Genomic DNA, 19,511 nt, shown 5'->3' with positions numbered 1-19,511 from the left:
GGCCCCGATAGCCACCCTAAATGAAAACCGTTATCATTAACCGTATGACTCCGGAGCCCATTCAGAACCCGCTGCCCGTGACCGTGTTATCCGGCTTCCTCGGCGCCGGGAAGACCACCCTGCTCAACCACATCCTGGCCAACCGGGACGGCCGCCGGGTGGCGGTCATCGTGAACGACATGAGCGAGGTGAACATCGACGCCGCCCTGGTCGCGGGTCAGGGACACCTGGACCGGACCGAGGAGAAGCTGGTCGAGCTCACCAACGGCTGCATCTGCTGCACGCTGCGCGAGGACCTCATCGAATCGGTGGGGAAGCTGGCGCGCGAGGGCCGATTCGATTCGCTGGTCATCGAATCCACCGGCATCTCCGAACCCATGCCGGTGGCGGCCACCTTCGAGTGGGAGTTCGAGGACGGCTTCCGGCTGGGCGAGCTGGCGCGGCTGGACACCATGGTGACGGTGGTCGACTGCTCGACCTTCCTCGCCGAGGTGGTGAAGGGACAAGCCTTGGCGGAACGGAATCTGCAAGCGGGAGAAGGGGATGCGCGCACCATCGCCGATCTGCTGGTCGATCAGGTGGAGTTCGCGAATGTCCTGGTGCTCAACAAGACCGACCTGGTCAGCGCGAATGCCCTCGGGACAGTGGAGGCCACGATTCGGCGGCTGAATCCGACTGCCCGAATCGTGCATTCGGCCCACGGCGTCGTGGGCCTGGCCGACGTCCTCGACACCGGCCTCTACAACCCGGACCTCGCGGCCCAATTCGACGGCTGGGACGAGGAATTGGCGGGCGGCCACACCCCCGAAACCGAGGAATACGGCATCAGCAGCCTCACCTTCACCGCCGATCGCCCCTTCCATCCCGAGCGCCTCGAATCCGCCCTGGCGCAACTCCAAAGGCTCTTGCGCAGCAAGGGTTTCTTCTGGCTCGCGAGCCGCCCCGGCCTGGCCGCCATCTGGTCCCAGGCCGGCCCGAATCTCACCTTCGAGGCGGGCGCGTACTGGGACGCCCTGGACATGCGGCCCGGCCAGGAGATCGTCTTCATCGGCATCAAACTGGATCGGCCGCACGTCCGCGATCTGCTGAACTCCGCGCTGCTCACCGACGCCGAGGTGGAAGCCGGGCCGCAGGCGTGGCTGCGGTACCCGGATCCCTTCCCGGCCTGGGGCGGTATGCACGAACACGCGTAGTCCGGCTCAATTGGAGATGCCGGGCGTGCGGCGCAGGTAGGTGTCGTCGGTGAGCTGCTCCACCAGGAAGTCGGCGATGTCGGCGCGCGAGATCTTCAGGGACAGACCGGGTTCCGTGGCGGGGAAGCCGCGCCGGTAGGTCCCGGTGGCGGGTCCGTCGGTGAAGGCGCTGGGGCGCACGATGGTCCAGTCCAGATCGCTGGCCCGGACGTACTGCTCCTGCACCACGTGGTCGGCGTAGGCCTGGCGCAGCAGCATGCCGAACATGATGTATTTCCAGACGAAGTTGAGATTGCCGCGGCTGTCGCCGACACCGAGCGAGGACTGGCAGATCAGGCGCTTGACGCCGGTCCGCTCCATGGCCTCGATGATCCGGCGGGTGCCCTCGGCGCGGACGATGCCCTTGCGGCCCGCGCCGAGCGTGATGATGACCGCGTCTTGGCCGATGACTGCGCGCTCCACCGCGGCGGGATCGAGAACGTCCCCGACCACGACGTGCAGCCGCTTGTCGGTGACGGTCAGATGGGCGGCGTCGCGGGTCAGTGCGGTGACCTCGTGCCCGGCCGCGAGGGCCCGTGCGACGACCTGGCGACCGACGGTCCCGGTGGCTCCGAAAATTGCGACCTTCATGTGTCTCACCTCGTGTTTTTCGTTGTTGCGAAGGTGAATTCAGTACATCAACGGAGGCGCTCGCGGAACATCGCCCGGCGTCTCGCGAACATGCGGGAGGGTCCAGGCATGCGTGTGGCCCGCATCCGGGCGGGATGCGGGCCACAGGCGGTGAATCAGCGCAGCGGGGCGAAGAATTCGCGGATATCGTTCACCAGCACCTCGGGCGCCTCGTACGCGGCGTAGTGCCCGGCGGCGTCATTGGCGCTCTCGGAGTGCATCGACCGCACGTCGTAGGCGTGCCAGCTCACGATGTTCTTGTGATCCCGATCGGCGAACCGGCGGATCGACTGGAAGTCACCCTTGAACATGGCCAGCCCCAGCGGCACGGTGGTCGGGCCCGGGGTGCGCTCGGTGTCGTGGGCGTCCTCCCAGTAGAAGCGGATCGACGAGGCGGCGGTGCCGGTCAGCCAGTAGATCGCGGTATTGCCGACGATGAACTCGGCGTCCAGGCTCTCGCCCATGAGCTGAGAGTTCCAGCCCAGCAGGCCGATCGGCGAATCCGAGATCGCGAAGGCCAGGGTCTGCGGCTGCTGGCTGTGCAGGGTGTTGAAGGCGAACTTGTTGTCCATGAACCACTGCAGGTGGCCCAGCGCCGCCATGTCCTCCTCGGACAGGTCCGCCATCTCGGCCGGATCGCCCGACGGGAACGAGAACAGCTGCGTCACATGGGCTCCCAGCAGCCGATCCGGGGCGATGCGGGCCATCTCCGGCACCACCATCGAGCCGGCGTCATTGCCGATCGCGGCGTAGCGCGCGTAGCCGAGCCGGTCCATCAGTTCCACCCAGGCGCGAGCGGTGCGGCGGGTGCCCCAGCCGGTCGAGCGGGTCGGGCCGGAGAAGCCGAAGCCGGGCAGCGACGGGATGACCAGGTGGAAGGCCGGGGCCGAGGCGTCCTCGGGGTTGGTGAGCGGCTCGATGACCTTCAGGTACTCCAGGATCGAGCCCGGCCAGCCGTGGGTCAGGATGGCCGGGACGGCATCCTCGCGCGGCGAGCGCACGTGCAGGAAGTGGATGTCCTCACCCTCGATCTCGGTGGTGAACTGCGGGTAGGCGTTGAGCTCGGATTCCAGTGCCCGCCAATCGAACTCCTCCAGCCAGTACTGCGCGAGCGCCTGGACGCGGTCCTTGGTGACGCCGTACGCGTCGCCCACGACCGGCAGCTCGTTCGGCCACAGCGCCTTGCGCAGCCGCTCGTTCAGATCATCGAGCTGGGCCTGGGGGACATCGATGCGGAAGGGACGGATGGCTGCGGTGGTGGGCTGGGCGTTCATCATTCTCTCCTTGTTGGAACGGAATGCTTCGTTCCGTTTCAAGAATAGCGGAACGGACCATTCCGTTCAAGTGGTATTCTGAACTCATGCCGAAGACAGTCGAACCCGCAGCTCAGCGCGCCCTGCCCGGTCGCAAGGCGCAGGCCGCCCGCAACGACGAGGTCATCCTCGCAGCCGCCCGCGAGGTCTTCCTCGCCGATCCCAAGGCCCCGATCTCCGCGGTCGCCGAGCGCGCCGGCGTCGGCATCAGCGCCCTCTACCGCCGCTACCCGAGCAAGGAGGAGCTGCTGCGCACCCTCTGCTACGACGGCCTGCACCGCTACAACGTGGAAGCCGAAGCGGCCCTGGCGAATTCCGACGGCTGGACCGCACTCGTCGACTTCCTGCGCCGAGTGGTCGACGCGGACGTCCACTCCCTGGTCGTCCATCTCGCGGGCACCTTCACGCCGGATGAATCGATCCTCCCCGAGGTCCACCGCTCATCCGACCTGAACAACGAAATCCTCCGCCGCGCACAGGAATCCGGTCGTCTCCGCCTCGGCGTCACCGTCGCCGACTTCGGCCTCATCCTCGAATCCTGCGCCGCCGTCTCCCTCCCTGACCTCATCCGCACCACCCAACTCCGCCGCCGCGTCCTGGCGCTACTCATCGACGGTCTGGCCGCCGACGGAGAACTCCCGGGCCCGCCCCCGGAGCCGGGCGAGTTCGCGGGCCGCTGGCAGCCCCGGGCCAAGTGACCGGATCGTTGCACCCTGATTCGCGGGACGATTGTCCTGCGGCGATAGCGTATCGGCATGGAGATCCTCGTCTATGGCGTGCAGGCCGATGAGAAACCGCTGCTCCGGGCCGCGTTCGAGGGGCGGCATGAGATTCGGTTGATGGAGGAGTTCCTGAATCGGAACACCGCGCCATTGGCGGCTGGGCACGAGATCGTGAGCACCAGTGTCAATGCTCAGCTGGATGGGGAGGTGCTGCGGATCCTGGCCGCGGGTGGGACGCGCATGATCGCGCAGCGCTCAACGGGTTTCAACAATATCGATCTCGAGGTGGCGGCCGAACTGGGGCTGACGGTTGCGCGAGTGTCCTATTACTCGCCGTACGCGGTCGCGGAATTCGCTTGGACGCTGGCGCTGGCGGTGAATCGGCGGATCATCCGGGCCGCGCATCGCACTCGTGAATTCGATTTCCGCCTGGACGGTTTGATGGGCCGGGATATCCATGGCATGACCATCGGTGTGATCGGCACCGGCAAGATCGGGGAGTGTTTCTCCCGCATCGCGCACGGTTTCGGGACCCGGCTGCTGGGCTGGGACGTGGCCGAGAATGCTTGCTGCCGTGATGAATTGGGGATGAAGTACGTCGACCTGGAGACCCTGCTCGCGGAATCCGATGTCGTCTCGCTGCACGTACCGCTACTGCCCGCCACCCATCATCTGATCGATGCGGAAGCGCTCGAGCGCATGAAACCCGGTGCGCTGCTGATCAATAGCAGTCGCGGTGGGCTGGTGGACGCCAACGCTCTGGTGGAGACGCTGCGGACCGGCAAGCTCGGCGGAGTCGGGCTGGACGTCTACGAAGAGGAGACGGGCCTGTTCTTCTTCGACCGTTCGGTGACCGGCGTCGCCGACGACACCCTGGCCCGGTTGATGACCATCCCCAACGTGGTGGTCACCTCGCACCAGGCCTACTTCACCTCCACCGCGGTCGGCCAGATCATCGACACCACCGTCGGCAATGTGGAGGACTACCTCGCTGGAAGGCGCTCGGAGAACACTTTGGTTCCCGCACCCTGAACCATGATGAATTCCGCCGCCCCGCTCCGACTTCCGGAGGAACACCCCTAATCGGAAGGATTCCGTCATGAACTGGACTCTCGAAGTGGTCATCGTCCCCGTGACCGACGTCGACCGCGCCAAGGACTTCTACAGCAACAAGCTCGGCTTCCACGTCGATCACGACACCAGCCCCGCCGACGGCATCCGAATCTGCCAGCTCACCCCGCCGGGCTCCGGCTGCTCGATCGTCATCGGCGAGGGCGCGGTCCCGAAAATGGAGCCCGGCTACCTCAAGGGCCTGCAGCTGGTCGTCAACGATCTGAAGCGCGCCCACGCCGAACTGGTCGAGCGCGGTGTCGCCGTCAGCGACATCCAGATTCTGCCCGGCCCGGTCACCGAGGGCGACCCGCTGAACAACGCGGGCTTCATCTTCTTCGACGACCCGGATGGCAACAGCTGGGCGGTCCAGCAGATCTCGAACCGCCCCTGATCCTCAGGTCAATGCCGCCAGGACCTCGCGCGCCTTCTTTCGGCTGCGGGCATCGGTGGTGATCAGGGCCGCGATCAACGCGACCACCGCGAACGCCGTCAGCGTCACCCAGCTGACCACGGCCGGGGTATGGAATCCCGTCGCCGTGGTCAGCGCTCCGGCGGGCACGGCGAGAATCGTGCCGATCACCGCCACCCCGAGCGACTGCCCGATCTGCCGCGAGGTGGAGGCGATGGCCGAGGCGACCCCGGATTCCTTGCGCGGCAATCCGGAGACCGCGATATCGGTGACCGCCGGATTCGACGCGCCGACACCCGCCCCGACCAGCGCGTACCCGAGGTACAGGGTGGCGTCGCCACCGCTGTCGAAGGTGAAGGCGAGCAGCACGCAGCCCGCGATGGCCAGGCCCGCGCCGCTCGCGAGCGCGGGCCGGACCCCGAAACGCGCCACGGCCCGCCCGCCCAGCAGCCCGGCCACCATCATGGCCGCGGCCATGGGCAGCAGTTCGAAACCCGCGACGGCGGGCCGGGCGCCGCGCACCGCCTGTAGATAGAAGGTGTTGAGGAACAGGAATCCGCCCAGCACCGCGTAGGAACAGATGGCGATGATGACCGCGCCGGAGAACGGCGGCGACCGGAACGCGCGCACATCGATCAGCGGCTCCGGATGCCGGAGTTCATAGCGCGGCAAGAGGATCAGGCACGCGGCCGCGCCCAGGAAGCAGCCGATCGGCAGTGGTGAGAGCCAACCCCGGTGCGGCCCTTCGATGATCGCGAAGACCAGCATGCCGAGCAGCCCGATCATCAGTAGCTGCCCGACCAGATCGACCCGCCGCGGCGTCTCCGATTTCGATTCCGGGACGAACAACGCGGTCAGCGCGACGGCCGCAACCGCGATCGGCAGATTGATCCAGAACACGCCCCGCCACCCCACCGAATCCACCAGCAGACCCCCGACCACCGGCCCGATGGCCATACTGATCCCGGTGGTAGCGGACCAAACCCCCAGTGCCCGAGCCTTTTCCGCCGGTTTCGGAAAGACGTTCTGCAGGATCGACAGGGCCAGCGGCACCAGCAGCGCCCCGCCGACGGCCTGCAAGACCCGGAAGCCGACGAGCCACCCCAGCGACGGCGCGAGACTGCACGCCAGCGACCCCAACGCGAAAACGACCAGCCCCACCTGGAACAGCCGGCGTCGCCCGACCCGATCCCCCAGCGATCCCGCGGCCATCAGCAGACAGGCGATGGTCACGGTGTAGGCGTCGATCGTCCACTGCGTCCCCGACACCGTGGCCCGCAGCTCCCGCCCGATCGACGGCAACGCCACATTCAGCGCGGTGCTGTCCAGGTTCCCCATCAGCGTTGCGGCGCAACAGGTCCCCAGAACGACCGCCCGCCGCCGCTCGGACAGCGCGGTGACCTGCTGTGATGCCATACCGGCATCATGTCAGCAGGTCACCGGCCACCGATTACGACACGACGGGCAGGTACACCTTGTTGCCCGCCTCGGCGAACTCGGCGGACTTCTCCGCCATGCCCGCCTCGATGGCGTTCACATCGGTGAGGCCGTGCTTCTCGGCGTACTCGCGCACGTCCTGCGAGATGCGCATGGAGCAGAACTTCGGACCGCACATGGAGCAGAAGTGCGCGGTCTTGGCGGGCTCGGCCGGGAGGGTCTCGTCGTGGTACTCCCGCGCGGTGTCGGGGTCCAGCGAGAGGTTGAACTGGTCGGTCCAGCGGAACTCGAAGCGCGCCTTGGACAGTGCGTTGTCGCGATCCTGCGCGCGCGGGTGCTGCTTGGCCAGGTCGGCGGAGTGGGCGGCGATCTTGTAGGTGATCACGCCGACCTTCACGTCGTCGCGGTTGGGCAGGCCCAGGTGCTCCTTGGGCGTCACGTAGCAGAGCATCGCGGTACCGGCCTGGGCGATGATGGCCGCGCCGATGGCCGAGGTGATGTGGTCGTAGGCGGGCGCGATATCGGTGGCCAGCGGGCCGAGGGTGTAGAACGGAGCCTCCTCGCAGAGCTCCTCCTCCAGCCGCACGTTCTCCACGATCTTGTGCATCGGCACGTGGCCGGGGCCCTCGATCATCACCTGCACGCCATAGGATTTCGCGATCTTGGTGAGCTCGCCCAGGGTGCGCAGCTCGGCGAACTGGGCCTCGTCATTGGCGTCCGCGATAGAGCCGGGACGCAGGCCGTCACCGAGGGAGAAGGTGATGTCGTACTTGGCGAGAATCTCGCACAGCTCGGCGAAGTTGGTGTACAGGAACGATTCCTGGTGATGCGCGAGACACCACGCGGCCATGATGGAACCGCCGCGGGAGACGATGCCGGTGACGCGCTTGGCGGCCAGCGGCACGTAGCGCAGCAGCACGCCCGCGTGCACGGTCATGTAGTCGACGCCCTGCTCGGCCTGCTCGATCACGGTGTCGCGGTAGATCTCCCAGGTCACCTTGGTGGGATCGCCGTTCACCTTCTCCAGCGCCTGGTAGATCGGCACGGTGCCGACCGGGACCGGGGAGTTGCGCAGGATCCACTCGCGGGTCTCGTGAATGTTCTTGCCGGTGGAGAGATCCATGATGGTGTCGGCGCCCCAGCGGGTGGCCCACACCATCTTCTCGACCTCCTCGGCGATGGAGGAGCTCACGGCCGAGTTGCCGATGTTCGCATTGATCTTCACGGCGAACTTCTTGCCGATGATCATCGGCTCGGACTCGGGGTGCATGTGGTTGGCGGGGATGACCGCGCGACCGGCGGCCACCTCGTCGCGCACCAGCTCGGGCGAAACGCCCTCGCGCGCGGCGATGTACGCCATCTCCTTGGTGACGATGCCCTGGCGCGCCCAGTTCAGCTGCGTCGGCGGGCCGTCGACCTGCGGCTTGTCCCAGCCGTCGCGCAGCTTGGGCAGACCCGCCTCGAGATCGATGGTGGCGGTGGCGTCGGTGTACGGACCCGAGGTGTCGTACACGTCGAAGTGCTCGCCATTGGTGAGGTTGATGCGCCGCACCGGGACGTTCAGGATCGTGCCATCGGCCTCGACCTGCTCGTAGTGCTTGACGCTGCCCTCGATGGGACCGGTTGTCACGGTGTCGACAGGCGCAGAACTGCTGGAGACACGACTCGATGACATTTGAATCCTCCCTACGCCGGCATTACCCGGTCAGGTTCATACGGTCGACGGCCCACTAGCCGTCCTCTCAGCCCGCTGGTGCGAGCCCCCGTTGGCAATACGTACTTTTCCGAGCCGACCATACCCGGCGATGGCAAGGGTATGGACCGGCCACGGAAAAATATACGAGTCGGCTCTTACCGCTCCTGCGGGCCGATGGGCCAGCCGAGCGCGCCGAAGGCGGCGTTGAGCTCGATTTCCACCTGGGTCGCCAGTGCATCGACGCTGCCGAGCATGGTGATCACGTCGTCGGTCTTGCAGCCGACCGGATCGCCCGCGCCCGGTGCGAGCCGGGACTTGATCCAGTTGAAGGCGTCGGCCATGCCGAGCGTCGTCAGCGTCAGGTGCTCGCTGAGGTGATCGCGCTTGTAATAGACCGACGTTCCGCCGTCACACCAGCGCTGCACCATGCGATCGTTGGTGAACCACGGCACCGCCTCGTCGAGCACGCCCTGATAGACCATGGTCGGCGCGGTCGGCGGATTGCCGCCCAGCACAGTCGAATCGAAGACCTCGCGAATCTCCGGCAGCGCCAGATAGTCCGCGATCGGGATGGTCATCATGCGCTGGTAGTCGGTGAACATCAGGTTCAGCACATTGCGCACCAGGCACTGGTTGGCGGTGCGATCCATGATCGCGCGGCCCTCGGGGGTCAGGTACTTCTCGGTGGTCTCCGCGAACTTCGGGTAGGCGTTGCGCAGCGAGGCGATGCCCACGCCGATCAGGCTCGCGAACATGGAACCGTTGACGTGCAGCAGGGATTCGACATCCGAGACGGGCGCGCCCATGGCGATGCCCTTGATGTTCAGCTCCGGCGCGTAGCTCGGCTGCATCTCCGCGGCCCAGCCGCTGCCCATGCCGCCGCCGGAGTAACCCCACAGTGCGACAGGCGTATTCGTGCCGTCGAGGCCCAGCGGCTGGAAGCTCTCGGCCGCGCGGACGCTGTCGAGAATCATGTAGCCGGGTTCCTTGGCGACCGCGAGGTGCCCGTTCAGGCCCTCGTAGTCGGGAACGTTGATGGCGTAACCCTGGCTGATCGAGGCCGCGAGCTCCAGGTACTCGACTGTCGAGTGGATGCCCTCCAGCGCGGGCAGTCCGCCGCCCTGCTGCAGCACGTACGAGGGTGCGCAGGCGGGCGCAGTGCTGTCGTAGAAGAACTGGTGTGACACCAGCGGGCGACCGTGAGAAGTGTTGGCCCCCTCCGGAATCGCCACCGTGGTGGCCGCGACCGTCGGCTGCCCGAACAGGTCGGTGGTGCGGTAGAGCAACTGCCAGGACCGGATGTGCACCGGCAGCACGGTGAGCACGGCCAGCTGCACTTCGCGGGAGCGCAGGATCGTGCCCGGATCGGCGGATTCGAACCCGTCCGGCGCTTGATAGAACGGATCCACATTCAGCGGGAGTGGTTGCGCGGCAGCGGTTCCCGCGGTGGCACCCCCCAACAGTACGGCCGAAGCGGCCGTCAGTGCCGTAGCCAGCGCGGCCGCGAGCAGCCGCCTTCGCTTCCGGCGATCCCCATTGATTGCCACGTCTCTGTTCCCTTCCTCATCGACGTGACAGCGATTACAACACGGTATCCAGTTACCAACAAGATGTCTTTCTGAAACGAGCTTGGCTATCGTCTAGGCATGTCCCGCAGCAAATCTGCCGCGCCGACCGACCGGACCCCCGTACGGCGTCGCATCCGCGGCCTCGACGCCGACGAGCGCAGCGCCCAGCGCCGCCGTCAGCTGCTCGCCGCCGCCACCGAACTCTTTGCCCGGCAAAGCTATTCGCTGACCTCCATCGAACAGATCTGCCAGGCCGCCTACGTCGGCACCAAGGGCTTCTACGACCACTTCGACAGCAAGGAAGCCTGCTACACCGCCCTCCTCGAACAGATCAGCACCGGCATCCAGCAACGCGTCACCGAGGTGGCCCTCGAAACCGCCGAAGCCGACTGGCCCACCCGCCGCGCTGCCGTCGTAGCCGCCTTCGTCCACTCCATCGCCGACGACCCCCGCCTCGCCAAGGTCACCTTCGGCGAAGCCGGCGGCATCTCCCCCGCCGTAGAAGCCCAACGCCGCCTCAACCGCCGCTGGTCCGCCGAATTCCTGAAACACCAATGGCTCCAGGACAATCCGACCGAACACCCCGGCATGCTCCCCCTGGCCCTGGCCACCATCGGCGGCATGTTCGAACTCGTCGCCGACTGGCTCCACCACCACGACGACGGCGGCGCACCGGAATCCGTCGACACCTTGGTCGCCGACCTGAATCATTTCGTAGTTGTAGTCGACGCGGGCCGCGCCGCCACCCGCTAGCGCGCCCGAGGTTATCGCTCGACTGTCGGATGAATCATCCGACTTCGAGTAGGATCGCTATATGGCCAAGACCAAGCTATCGATCACGATCGACGATTCGGTGGCCGCTGACGCGGATGCTGCGGCCCAGGCCGCAGGACTCAACCGTTCCGAATATATGGAGCGGGCGGTCCGTGAAGCGAACCTTCGAGCGGCGCTGCAGCACTACAAGACCGTTACTGTTCCCGGGCTCGGGATCGACGAGTATGCCCAACGCATCTACGACCTCAACCGAAAAGCGGGCCTGTGATCCGACCTGGCGTGATTTGTCCCCGTCGCGATACCGACACCGAGATCTACGTCGCCGTGCTGTCCAGCGCCGCTCATATCGAGGCCGAGACCGGCCGGGTATTTGTCTGCCCCTTTATTCCGGGCGAATTGCCCGAGGGTGCAATGGCTTTCGATGTCGCCGTGCCCACTCCGACCGGTTTGTTGTTGCCCGAACTCACACAGTGGCTTCCGGTTTCGGCTCTTGACGAACCGATTGGGAACACCGGCCCACAAGCGCTGACTCGCGCGACGTCGTTGGTTGTCTCACTACTGGGCTGGCCGTAGGGAATTCGGCTGCCGGTTCATCCGGCCTGAGCGCTTGCCAGCATGATTTCGCGGAGGGTGTTGCGGAGCCAGAGGTGCGCGGGGTCGGCGTCGTGGCGGGGGTGCCAGGCCATGGCGTAGGGGAGGGGTGGGGTTTCGATGGGGAGGTCGAAGGTGGTCAGGCCCAGTTGGTGAGCGAGGGGGCGGGCGCAGGAGGGGATGTTGCCGAGTAGGTCGCTGTTGCGGAGGAAGAAGAGGGAGCCGGTGATGCCTGCTACCGAGGCGGTTACGTCTCGGCGGAGGCCCTTTGTGGCGAGGGCGTCATCGATGGGGCCGGTCCTGCGGCCGCGGCGGGAGGCGGCGAGGTGGCGGGCTCGGACGTAGTCGGCGAGGCGAATCTTGTTGTCGCGCAGGAGGGGATGGCCCGGACGAGCCGCGCCGATCATGTGGTCCTCGTAGACCGGGGTGATGTGGATTTCGGGGGCGCGGTCGCCGATGATGCCGACCTCGAGGTCGGCGTGGCCGTCGCGGAGCATGGGGGTGTCGGTGTGGCCCTCGTTGAGGAAGCGGAGGGTGATGCCGGGGGCCTCGGCGGCGGCGCGTTCGACGAGGGCGGGGCCGAAGACGGCGGCCATGGCGTAGTGGGCCAGGACGGTGAGGTCGCGGGTGACCGTGCGGATGTCGGTGGCGTGGGTGGCGGAGAAGAGGCGTTGCAGGCGGTCCACCAGGTCGCGGACCTCGGGTTCGATGGCGAGGGCGTGCGGGGTGGGGACCATGACGCGGCCCGCGCGGACCAGGATCGGATCGCCGACGGCGCGGCGGATGCGGCCGAGGGCACGGCTGACGGCGGGTTCGGAGAGTCGCAGGCGGTCGGCCGCGCCGGTCACGCTGTGCTCGGTGAGCAGGGCATCCAGGGTGACCAGCAGGTTCAGGTCCAGGCCCCGGAGGTCGGTGGATTGCGTGCGGTGCATGTATTTGATGATAAAGATGCATTTGAGTAATGCCGCGAGCGGCTTTACCGTGGAATTCGTTCCGTCCGGAAGGTGACGGAATTCCAATTCCTCATTGCCGTTTGGAGTACACCCATGTCCACAGTCGTGTCCGGAATCCCGGTCGCCGAAAGCCGTTCCGCCGGGCCGCCGCGTGCGGTGCTGCTCGCCATGTGCGCCTGCATCATGGTGGCGCAGTCCATGGTGGCGGCCATCAATCTGGCCATTCCGCTACTGGCCGCGTCGTCGCTGGATCCGAGTGCGGCGGAGTTGTTGTGGGCGGTCGACGCCTACGTCATCGCGTTCGCCGCCCTGCTCATCCCGGCCGGTGCCATCGGGGATCGGTACGGGCGCAAGGGTGCGCTGCTGGCGGGTCTCGGGCTGTTCGCGGCGGGCGCGCTGACCAGTGCCTTGGCCGCGCATCCGGCCGAATTGATCGTGGGCCGCGCGGTTTCGGGTGCGGGCGCCGCGCTCATCATGCCCGCCACCATGTCGATCCTCGTGCAGCTGTCCCCGGATGTCCGTACCCGCGCGAGCGCGCTGGCGGCGTGGACGCTGTCGCTGGGTCTGGGTGGGGCGCTGGGCAATATCGGCGGCGGACTGTTGCAGCAGTACCTGCCGTGGCAGGCGCTGTTCTGGGTGATGGTCCCGGCGGGGCTGGGCCTGCTGGTGCTGGTGGCGGCGGTGACGCCGAAAACCCCACGGCGCGAGGCGAATCAGGATCCGCTCGGGGCGGTGTTGCTCACCGCCGGATCGACCGCGGTCCTGTACGGCATCATCGAGGGCCCGTCGCACGGCTGGGGTTCGGTGGAGGTGCTGGCCGGATTCGCGCTCGGCGCGGTGCTGCTCGCGGCGCTCATCTGGCATTCGCTGCGTTCCCCGCATCCGCTCATCGATCCGCGGGTGTTCCGGTCGCGGCGGTTGAGTGTGGCCGTCCTGGGAACGGGCACAACGTTTTTCGGCCTGTTCGCGCTGTTCTTCGTGAACTCGCAGTACCTGCAGTACGTGAAGGGCTTCTCCGCCGCGGCCGCGGGTCTGGCCATCGTGCCGCTCACCATCGGCATGATCATCGTGCCCCGTTTCGCGGTACGACTGGAAGCCAGGCTGGGGCCGCTGATTCCGGCCGCCGGCGGTCTGGTCCTGATCGGCGCGGGCCTGCTCGCGGTCGCCACCGCGGACGCGAGCACCCCGTATCCGCTCTACGCGGTCTACCTGGTGCTGCTGTCCTTCGGCATGGGCTTTGCCGCGCCCGTGCTGACGCACGGCGTCATGGCGAACCTGCCCGCCGATCGATCCGGCATGGGCGCCGGATTGAATTCCGCCGCACGGGAGTTCGGCGCGGCCGCCGGTGTCGCGGTGATCGGCACCATCATGGCCTCACACGCGGGGGACGGTGCCCACCATCCGGCCGCCTTCGCCGACAGCATGGGCGTCGGCCTCGGAATCATCGGCGTCCTGGTGCTGCTCGCCGCCGGTGTGGTCGCCCTCGGTTACCGGCGCTGACTCCTCCAACCCGATCCGCTTGTGCAGCGCCGCAAGCGGTTTCGGGGCCCACCAGTTGGCGGTGGACATCAGGCGCATGAGCGCCGGGGCGAGCAGGCCGCGAATGACGGTGGCGTCGGCGATCACCGCGAGCGCCAATCCGATGCCGAACAGCTTCATCGGGGCGACCTCGGAGGTGGCGACGGCCAGCAGGACCACCGCCATCAAACCCGCTGCGGCGGTGAAGATCCGGCCGGTGCGAGCCACACCCAGCGCGACCGAGCGGGTATTCGCGGCCGCGCTGCGGTCCGAGGCCAGCCACTCCTCGCGAATGCGGGACAGCAGGAACACCTCGTAGTCCATCGACATGCCGAAGGCCAGGCAGAACATGAGGATCGGCATGAACAGATCCAGGCTGCCGGTGGAGGTGAAGCCGAGGAACCCGGACAGATGGCCCTGCTCGAAGATCCAGATCATCGCGCCGAAGGTGGCGGTCAGCGACAGCATGTTCAGCAGCAGCGCCTTGACCGGAAGCACCACGCTGCCGGTGAAGAGGAACAGCAGGATCAGGGTGATGATCGCGATCAGCGCGCCCGCCAACGGAATCCGGCTGATCACCGAATCCATGGTGTCCTCGTTCAATGCGGCCGCACCGCCGAACAGCACCTCGCCCGGCGCGGGCACCGCACGCAACTCCGCCAACTGCTGTTTGCCCTCGGCGGAGTACGGTGCGGTCTTCGTGCCGACCGAGAGATAGGCCCCGTTCGGTCCCGCCATCTGCGGGATACCGGCCGCCATCTTCGCGCCGTTCACGTAGACACCGTCGCTCGACAGCACCGCCGGAATGCCCGGCACCTGCGAGAGCCGGGACGCGTACGCGCCGATCTCCCTACTGTCCCCGTGGAATCCGGGCAGCACGACCACGGCGCTGGACGCCATATCGGCGCTGAAATCCTGCCGCAGCGCATCACCCACCTGGCGGCTGGACGCGAACGTCCCGATCACCCGATCGTCCGGCGTCCCGAAATGCGCCTTCAGGAACGGGGATCCGAGCGCCAGCAGCGCGGCCGTGGTGACCACCGCGACCGGCAGTGCCCGCCGCATCACCCAGGTGACCAGGCGGTACCAGAAGGTCTCCTCGGCCCGCTTCGGCGCGGGCTCACCGCGACCGAGCAGGCGGCGCAATGGTTTCCGCAGATCCCAGGCATTCACGCGATCGCCGAGCAGGAGCAGCGCGGCAGGAAGTAGCAGCACCGACGCGCCGACGGCCGCCGCCACCACCGCCACACCGGCGTAGGCGAAGGACTTGAAGAACGGCTGCGGGAACACCGCCAGCGCGGCCAGCGCCAGCGCGACCGTCAATCCGGAGAAGACCACCGTTCGCCCCGCCGTCCGCACCGAACGCAGGATGGCCGAACGGGTATCGCGGCCGCCCGCCAGCTCCTCGCGGTACCGGCTGACAATGAACAGGCTGTAGTCGATGGCCAGGGCCAGACCCAGCGCGCTGGTCATGTTCAGCGCGAAGATCGACACCTCCATGACCGTGGTCAGCCCGCGCAGAATGCCCATGGTGGCCGCGATCGCGAACAGCCCCACGCCGATCGGCAGCGCCGCCGCGACCACACTGCCGAACACCAGCACCAGCAGCAGCCCGGACACCGGCACCGCGATGGCCTCGGCCAGCAGCAGATCCTTCTCGACCTGATGATTGATGTCGGCGAAGGTCCCGGCCATGCCGCCGACGCGCACCTGCACGCCGTCCCGGTCGCCATCGATCCGGTTCGAGATCTCGGCCGCCCGGTTCTGCACATCGGTGTCGGTGCCGGTGACCGTGGCCATGATGAGCCCGCGCTGACCGTCCTTGCTCTTCAGCGCGGCGGCCAGATCGGGCCGGGCGGTGACGCTGGTCCAATAGGACTGCACGCCGGTCACATTCGGATCGTGGCCGAGATCATCGGCGATGCGCTGCGCCTCCGCGCGCACCTCGGGACTGTTGACGCCGCCGTCCCCGCTGACCATGACGATCAAATTGGGATTGCCGCCCGGGAAGTTCTTCGTGATGAAGTCGTTGGCGCGCACCGATTCCAGCGAGTCGGTCAGGTACCCGCCGCCGACCATGTGCGACTTCACGGTCGCGCCGAAGCCACCGCAGACGAGCATCAGCAACAAGGCGGCCACCAGCACCGCACGCGGGCGTGCCATGGCGAACCGCGCAGAACTGGTCAACATTGACGCAACCTCCGGGAGTCTTCCGACGCCCGGAACGGTAACGTTCCTGGTCTACCGCTCGGTAGGGACAGTGACCATGCTCATGGCGATACGATCCGGCTATCAAACAGCTTTCACGATTCGCCCGCGTACCTCGCCCAGTTGCAGGCGGCCACCCCCGACGGCGGCCGCGGTGGCGGTGATCGTCACCTCGTCGCTGTCGTTCAGGAAGGTCCGCTGCACCCCGTTCAACTCGATGGGTTCGGTACCGCCCCAGCTCATTTCCATCAGCGAGCCGCGCTCGGCGCGGTCGGCCCCGGAAATGGTGCCGGAGGCGAACAGATCACCGGTGCGGGTCGAGGCGCCGTTCACCGTCATGTGCGCGAGCATCTGCGCGGGCGACCAGTACATGCGCCGGTACGGGGGAGTGGAGACGACCTGGCCGTTCCATTCCACCGACAGATCGATGTCCAAACCCCAGGCCGCGTCGTCCCGCAGATACGGCAGCGGCTCGGGATGCTGCGGCGGCAGCGGAATTCGCGCCTCGGTGAGCGCGTCGAGCGGAGTCACCCACGCCGACAATGTGGTTGCGAAGGACTTGCCCAGGAACGGGCCCAGTGGTTGCCCCTCCCAGGCCTGGATATCGCGCGCCGACCAGTCGTTCACCAGCGCCACCCCGAACACGTGCTCGGCGAATTCGCCGGTCTCGATCGGTACGCCGAGTTCGGAGCCCGCGCCCACCAGGAAGCCCAGCTCGGCCTCGATGTCCACGCGGCGGCTCGGCCCGAAATCCGGTGTGCCGGAATCGGTCTTGCGCTGCCCGTGCGGCCGTACGATATCGGTGCCCGACACCACCACCGTGCCCGCGCGCCCGTGATACCCCACCGGCAGATGCCGCCAATTCGGCAGCAGCGGTTCGGCATTGGGCCGCAGCATGCGCCCCATGGCGGTGGCGTGGTCGAGGCTGGCGTAGAAGTCGACGTAATCGCCGATCGACACCGGCAGGTCCAGCCGCACCGCCCGCACCGCGTGCACCGCCGCCGCGGGCAGCTCGGATTCGGCCGCGACCCGCACCCGCTCGCGCACCTCCCGCCAGCACTGCGGCCCCTGGGTCATGAAGGCGTTCAGGGTGGGCTGATGGAACATCGGATCATCCAGCGCCACCGCCAGATCGATGATCGAATCACCCAGTCGCGCACCCACCCGCGGCTCCTCGCCCAGCGGGCGGAACACGCAGTACGGCAGGTGCGTCGGGCCGAATCCGGAACCCTCGGGAACCTCGATACGCACCCGGCTGCTCATATCCCCATTCACCTTCCCCGTCACCTGCCCCATGCCCTCGGGCGCACTCAAATCCATTGATTCGGCCCACGACCCGACCACGTCCAGGCGTAGCCCGGATCCTCACACGCCAACCCGCCCTCACCCAGCTGCAGCGGATGGAACGTATCCACCATGACCGCCAGTTCGTCGAAGAACTCGATGCCGATGCTGCGCTCGTAGGCGCCCGGCTGCGGCCCGTGCGCGTACCCGCCCGGATGCACCGACACCGACCCCTGCCCGATCCCGGATCCCTTGCGCGCCTCGTAGTTTCCGCCGCAGTAGAAGAGGATCTCGTCGGAGTCCACATTCGAGTGGTAGTACGGCACCGGAATCGAGAGCGGGTGGTAATCCACCTTGCGCGGCACGAAATTGCAGATCACGAAGTTCTGGCCCTCGAACGCCTGATGCACCGGCGGCGGCTGATGCACCCGTCCGGTAATGGGTTCGAAGTCGGCGATATCGAAGGTGAACGGGTATAGGCAGCCGTCCCAACCCACCACATCGAAGGGGTGGGTGGCGTAAACCATGCTGGTGCCGACGATCTCGCCGCCCGGACGATGCTTGACCAGCACCTCCACATTCTCGCCCTCGGCGCGGGTGAGCTCGGTCGGCCCGTGCAGATCCCGCTCGCAGTAGGGCGAATTCTCCAGGAACTGACCGTATTTCGAGAGATACCGTTTGGGCGGGGTGATGTGGCCGGTGCCCTCGATGATGTAGGCGCGCAACGGCTCGGGGCCGTCCGGAATCCAGCGGTGGGTGGTGGCGCGGGGTAGCAGCACCTGAAGTCCCTGCCGCACCGGCAATGTCCCGAAGACGGTTTCCACCCGCCCCGAACCGGATTCGATATAGACCAGCTCGTCACCGACCGCATTGCGATACAGCGGCGACTCCCGCAGGGCCGCCACATAGGAGATGCGCACATCGGCATTGCCGAGCAGCAGCCGCCGCCCGTTCACCACATCGCTGTCACCCGGCTTGTCGCCCAGGAACAGTTCGTGCAGCTTCAAATGCCGGTGCCGCAGCGGATGATTCGGGTAGAGCCGCTGCTCGGGCAGCACCCACACCGACGAATCCACAATGGCCGGAGGCAATCCCCGGTGGTAGAGCAGCGAGGAATCGCCGGAGAAGCCCTCTTCTCCCATCAGCTCTTCGTAATAGAGCCGACCCTGCTCATCCCGATGCTGGGTGTGCCGCTTGGGCGGCACCGAACCGACCTGCCGATAGAACGTCATTGCCGTCTCCCGCATTGACCGATGGTCCGTTTTCCATCGTAGCCATCGAATTGCGGGTGCGGCCCGGGTTCGGGCAGGTGTGCTGGGGTGTGGCTCGGGTTCGATTCAGGCGTGCCGCAGGGCGCGGTAGACGGCCGCGCCGATGAACTCGCCCAGGGTGTCCGGAGTCCATTCCCCCGGGTCGGTCAGCAAGGTGCGGACCGCGCCCTCACCGGCCGAGACCCACAGTTCGACCAGTGCCGAAAGTTTGCGCTCGGCATCCTCGGTGCCCCAGGCCTTCAGGGTCGGCCGCAGGCGGCGGGTGCAGCGCTCCACGGCCAGCAGCCGGCCCTTGCCGAACGAATCCGCCACGGCCGGATCGGGATTGCCGTACAGCAGGCGCCAGCTGTCGGGCCGCTGGGACACGGTGTGCAGCAGTGCGCGGAAACCCTCCACGAACACCGCCTCGTCGGCCTCCACGCGGCGGCGCGGCAGCACGTCGAGAATGCCCGCGACCAGGTATTCCTCTTCGCGGTGGATCAGCGCCTGGAGCAGTTCGACGCGATCGGCGAAGCAGGCGTAGACGACGGGCCGGGTCACCTTCATGCGGTCGGCCACGGCGGCGATGGTGACCGCGGCGATGCCGTCGGCGACGGCGATCTCCAGCGCGGTGTCGAGGACCTGCGGGCGACGGCGTTCGGGACCCAGATGCCGCGCGCGCTGGCGTGGTCGTATCGCCGAATCGGTGCCCATGCGCACCGACGATAGCAGTGTTCGCGGGGTGAGGAACGGCAGGTCGGGTGGCCTAGCAAGATCATTTCCTACATCGATGGATAATAATGCTACATTCAC

The 19,511-nt window shown here is 67.1% G+C and carries 17 protein-coding genes, 1 pseudogene and 1 riboswitch; of the genes and pseudogenes, 8 read left to right on the top strand and 10 right to left on the bottom strand.

Annotated elements, in window-relative coordinates:
- Nucleotides 1–44: 44 nt before the first annotated feature.
- Nucleotides 45–1,193 (top strand): GTP-binding protein, encoded by a 1,149-nt coding sequence (locus ON43_RS33175; protein ID WP_086008080.1) that lies wholly within the window; start codon nucleotides 45–47, stop codon nucleotides 1,191–1,193.
- A 6-nt stretch (nucleotides 1,194–1,199) separates the two neighbouring features.
- Here ON43_RS33175 and ON43_RS33170 read toward each other — a convergent pair whose 3' ends face one another.
- Both ON43_RS33170 and ON43_RS33165 read right to left on the bottom strand, forming a co-directional pair.
- Nucleotides 1,200–1,823, bottom strand: coding sequence for an NAD(P)-dependent oxidoreductase (locus tag ON43_RS33170; protein ID WP_040813861.1), 624 nt, complete (start codon nucleotides 1,821–1,823; stop codon nucleotides 1,200–1,202).
- 155 nt (nucleotides 1,824–1,978) lie between these two features.
- Nucleotides 1,979–3,136 carry an epoxide hydrolase family protein gene (locus ON43_RS33165; RefSeq protein ID WP_218003434.1) on the bottom strand — a complete coding sequence of 386 codons (1,158 nt, stop codon included), beginning with the start codon at nucleotides 3,134–3,136 and terminating at the stop codon, nucleotides 1,979–1,981.
- Nucleotides 3,137–3,222: 86 nt separating this feature from the next.
- Here ON43_RS33165 and ON43_RS33160 point away from each other — a divergent pair, with 86 nt between their 5' ends.
- From ON43_RS33160 to ON43_RS33150, 3 genes are all read left to right on the top strand, one after another.
- Nucleotides 3,223–3,873 carry a TetR/AcrR family transcriptional regulator gene (locus ON43_RS33160; protein WP_040813857.1) on the top strand — a complete coding sequence of 217 codons (651 nt, stop codon included), beginning with the start codon at nucleotides 3,223–3,225 and terminating at the stop codon, nucleotides 3,871–3,873.
- Nucleotides 3,874–3,930: 57 nt separating this feature from the next.
- Nucleotides 3,931–4,929 (top strand): 2-hydroxyacid dehydrogenase, encoded by a 999-nt coding sequence (locus ON43_RS33155; protein ID WP_040813855.1) that lies wholly within the window; start codon nucleotides 3,931–3,933, stop codon nucleotides 4,927–4,929.
- A gap of 67 nt (nucleotides 4,930–4,996) precedes the next feature.
- Entirely contained in the window at nucleotides 4,997–5,401 is a 405-nt protein-coding gene (locus tag ON43_RS33150; RefSeq protein WP_040813853.1) for a VOC family protein, read from the top strand.
- Between the two features lie 3 nt (nucleotides 5,402–5,404).
- Here the strand turns inward: ON43_RS33150 and ON43_RS33145 are convergent, their stop codons facing one another.
- The 3 genes from ON43_RS33145 to ON43_RS33135 form a co-directional block, all read right to left on the bottom strand.
- Nucleotides 5,405–6,835, bottom strand: a complete 1,431-nt coding sequence (locus ON43_RS33145; protein ID WP_051179570.1) for an MFS transporter — start codon at nucleotides 6,833–6,835, stop codon at nucleotides 5,405–5,407.
- Nucleotides 6,836–6,869: 34 nt separating this feature from the next.
- Complete coding sequence (gene thiC / locus ON43_RS33140; protein WP_040813852.1) at nucleotides 6,870–8,531, bottom strand: phosphomethylpyrimidine synthase ThiC; 1,662 nt, start codon at nucleotides 8,529–8,531, stop codon at nucleotides 6,870–6,872.
- Nucleotides 8,523–8,633: riboswitch (TPP riboswitch) on the bottom strand. It overlaps the preceding gene by 9 nt.
- Nucleotides 8,634–8,707: 74 nt before the next feature.
- Nucleotides 8,708–10,099 carry a lipase family protein gene (locus ON43_RS33135; protein WP_051179569.1) on the bottom strand — a complete coding sequence of 464 codons (1,392 nt, stop codon included), beginning with the start codon at nucleotides 10,097–10,099 and terminating at the stop codon, nucleotides 8,708–8,710.
- 99 nt (nucleotides 10,100–10,198) lie between these two features.
- On the opposite strand from ON43_RS33135, the gene ON43_RS33130 reads away from it, so the two are divergent.
- The 3 genes from ON43_RS33130 to ON43_RS33120 all read left to right on the top strand — a co-directional run bounded on the left by ON43_RS33130 (nucleotide 10,199) and on the right by ON43_RS33120 (nucleotide 11,467).
- Nucleotides 10,199–10,873: a TetR/AcrR family transcriptional regulator gene (locus ON43_RS33130; protein ID WP_051179568.1), complete on the top strand. Its 675-nt coding sequence runs from the start codon at nucleotides 10,199–10,201 to the stop codon at nucleotides 10,871–10,873.
- A gap of 61 nt (nucleotides 10,874–10,934) precedes the next feature.
- Nucleotides 10,935–11,162, top strand: a complete 228-nt coding sequence (locus tag ON43_RS33125; RefSeq protein WP_040813850.1) for a ribbon-helix-helix protein, CopG family — start codon at nucleotides 10,935–10,937, stop codon at nucleotides 11,160–11,162.
- On the top strand, nucleotides 11,159–11,467 hold the full coding sequence (locus tag ON43_RS33120) for a hypothetical protein (RefSeq protein WP_040813848.1): 309 nt from the start codon (nucleotides 11,159–11,161) through the stop codon (nucleotides 11,465–11,467). The genes ON43_RS33125 and ON43_RS33120 overlap by 4 nt, the downstream gene beginning before the upstream one ends.
- A 17-nt stretch (nucleotides 11,468–11,484) precedes the next feature.
- Here ON43_RS33120 and ON43_RS33115 read toward each other — a convergent pair whose 3' ends face one another.
- The gene (locus ON43_RS33115; protein ID WP_040813846.1) at nucleotides 11,485–12,417 is read right to left on the bottom strand and encodes a LysR family transcriptional regulator; all 933 of its coding nucleotides are present in this window, start codon (nucleotides 12,415–12,417) and stop codon (nucleotides 11,485–11,487) included.
- Between the two features lie 114 nt (nucleotides 12,418–12,531).
- On the opposite strand from ON43_RS33115, the pseudogene ON43_RS46490 reads away from it, so the two are divergent.
- Nucleotides 12,532–13,773: pseudogene (locus ON43_RS46490) on the top strand (MFS transporter); the annotation flags it as partial.
- Nucleotides 13,774–13,812: 39 nt separating this feature from the next.
- Here ON43_RS46490 and ON43_RS33105 read toward each other — a convergent pair.
- The 4 genes from ON43_RS33105 to ON43_RS33090 form a co-directional block, all read right to left on the bottom strand.
- The gene (locus tag ON43_RS33105; protein ID WP_051179567.1) at nucleotides 13,813–16,146 is read right to left on the bottom strand and encodes an MMPL family transporter; all 2,334 of its coding nucleotides are present in this window, start codon (nucleotides 16,144–16,146) and stop codon (nucleotides 13,813–13,815) included.
- Between the two features lie 102 nt (nucleotides 16,147–16,248).
- Nucleotides 16,249–17,427, bottom strand: a complete 1,179-nt coding sequence (gene fahA, locus ON43_RS33100; protein WP_040813964.1) for a fumarylacetoacetase — start codon at nucleotides 17,425–17,427, stop codon at nucleotides 16,249–16,251.
- 47 nt (nucleotides 17,428–17,474) lie between these two features.
- Entirely contained in the window at nucleotides 17,475–18,680 is a 1,206-nt protein-coding gene (locus tag ON43_RS33095; RefSeq protein WP_040813845.1) for a homogentisate 1,2-dioxygenase, read from the bottom strand.
- A 105-nt stretch (nucleotides 18,681–18,785) separates the two neighbouring features.
- Nucleotides 18,786–19,412, bottom strand: coding sequence for a TetR/AcrR family transcriptional regulator (locus ON43_RS33090; RefSeq protein WP_040813844.1), 627 nt, complete (start codon nucleotides 19,410–19,412; stop codon nucleotides 18,786–18,788).
- Nucleotides 19,413–19,511: the final 99 nt, after the last annotated feature.

The organism is Nocardia concava NBRC 100430, assembly GCF_000308815.1.
Taxonomy (GTDB): Bacteria; Actinomycetota; Actinomycetes; order Mycobacteriales; family Mycobacteriaceae; genus Nocardia; species Nocardia concava.
The sequence above is the reverse complement of the archived record's forward strand: the minus strand, read 5'-3'. Positions and strand labels throughout refer to the sequence as shown.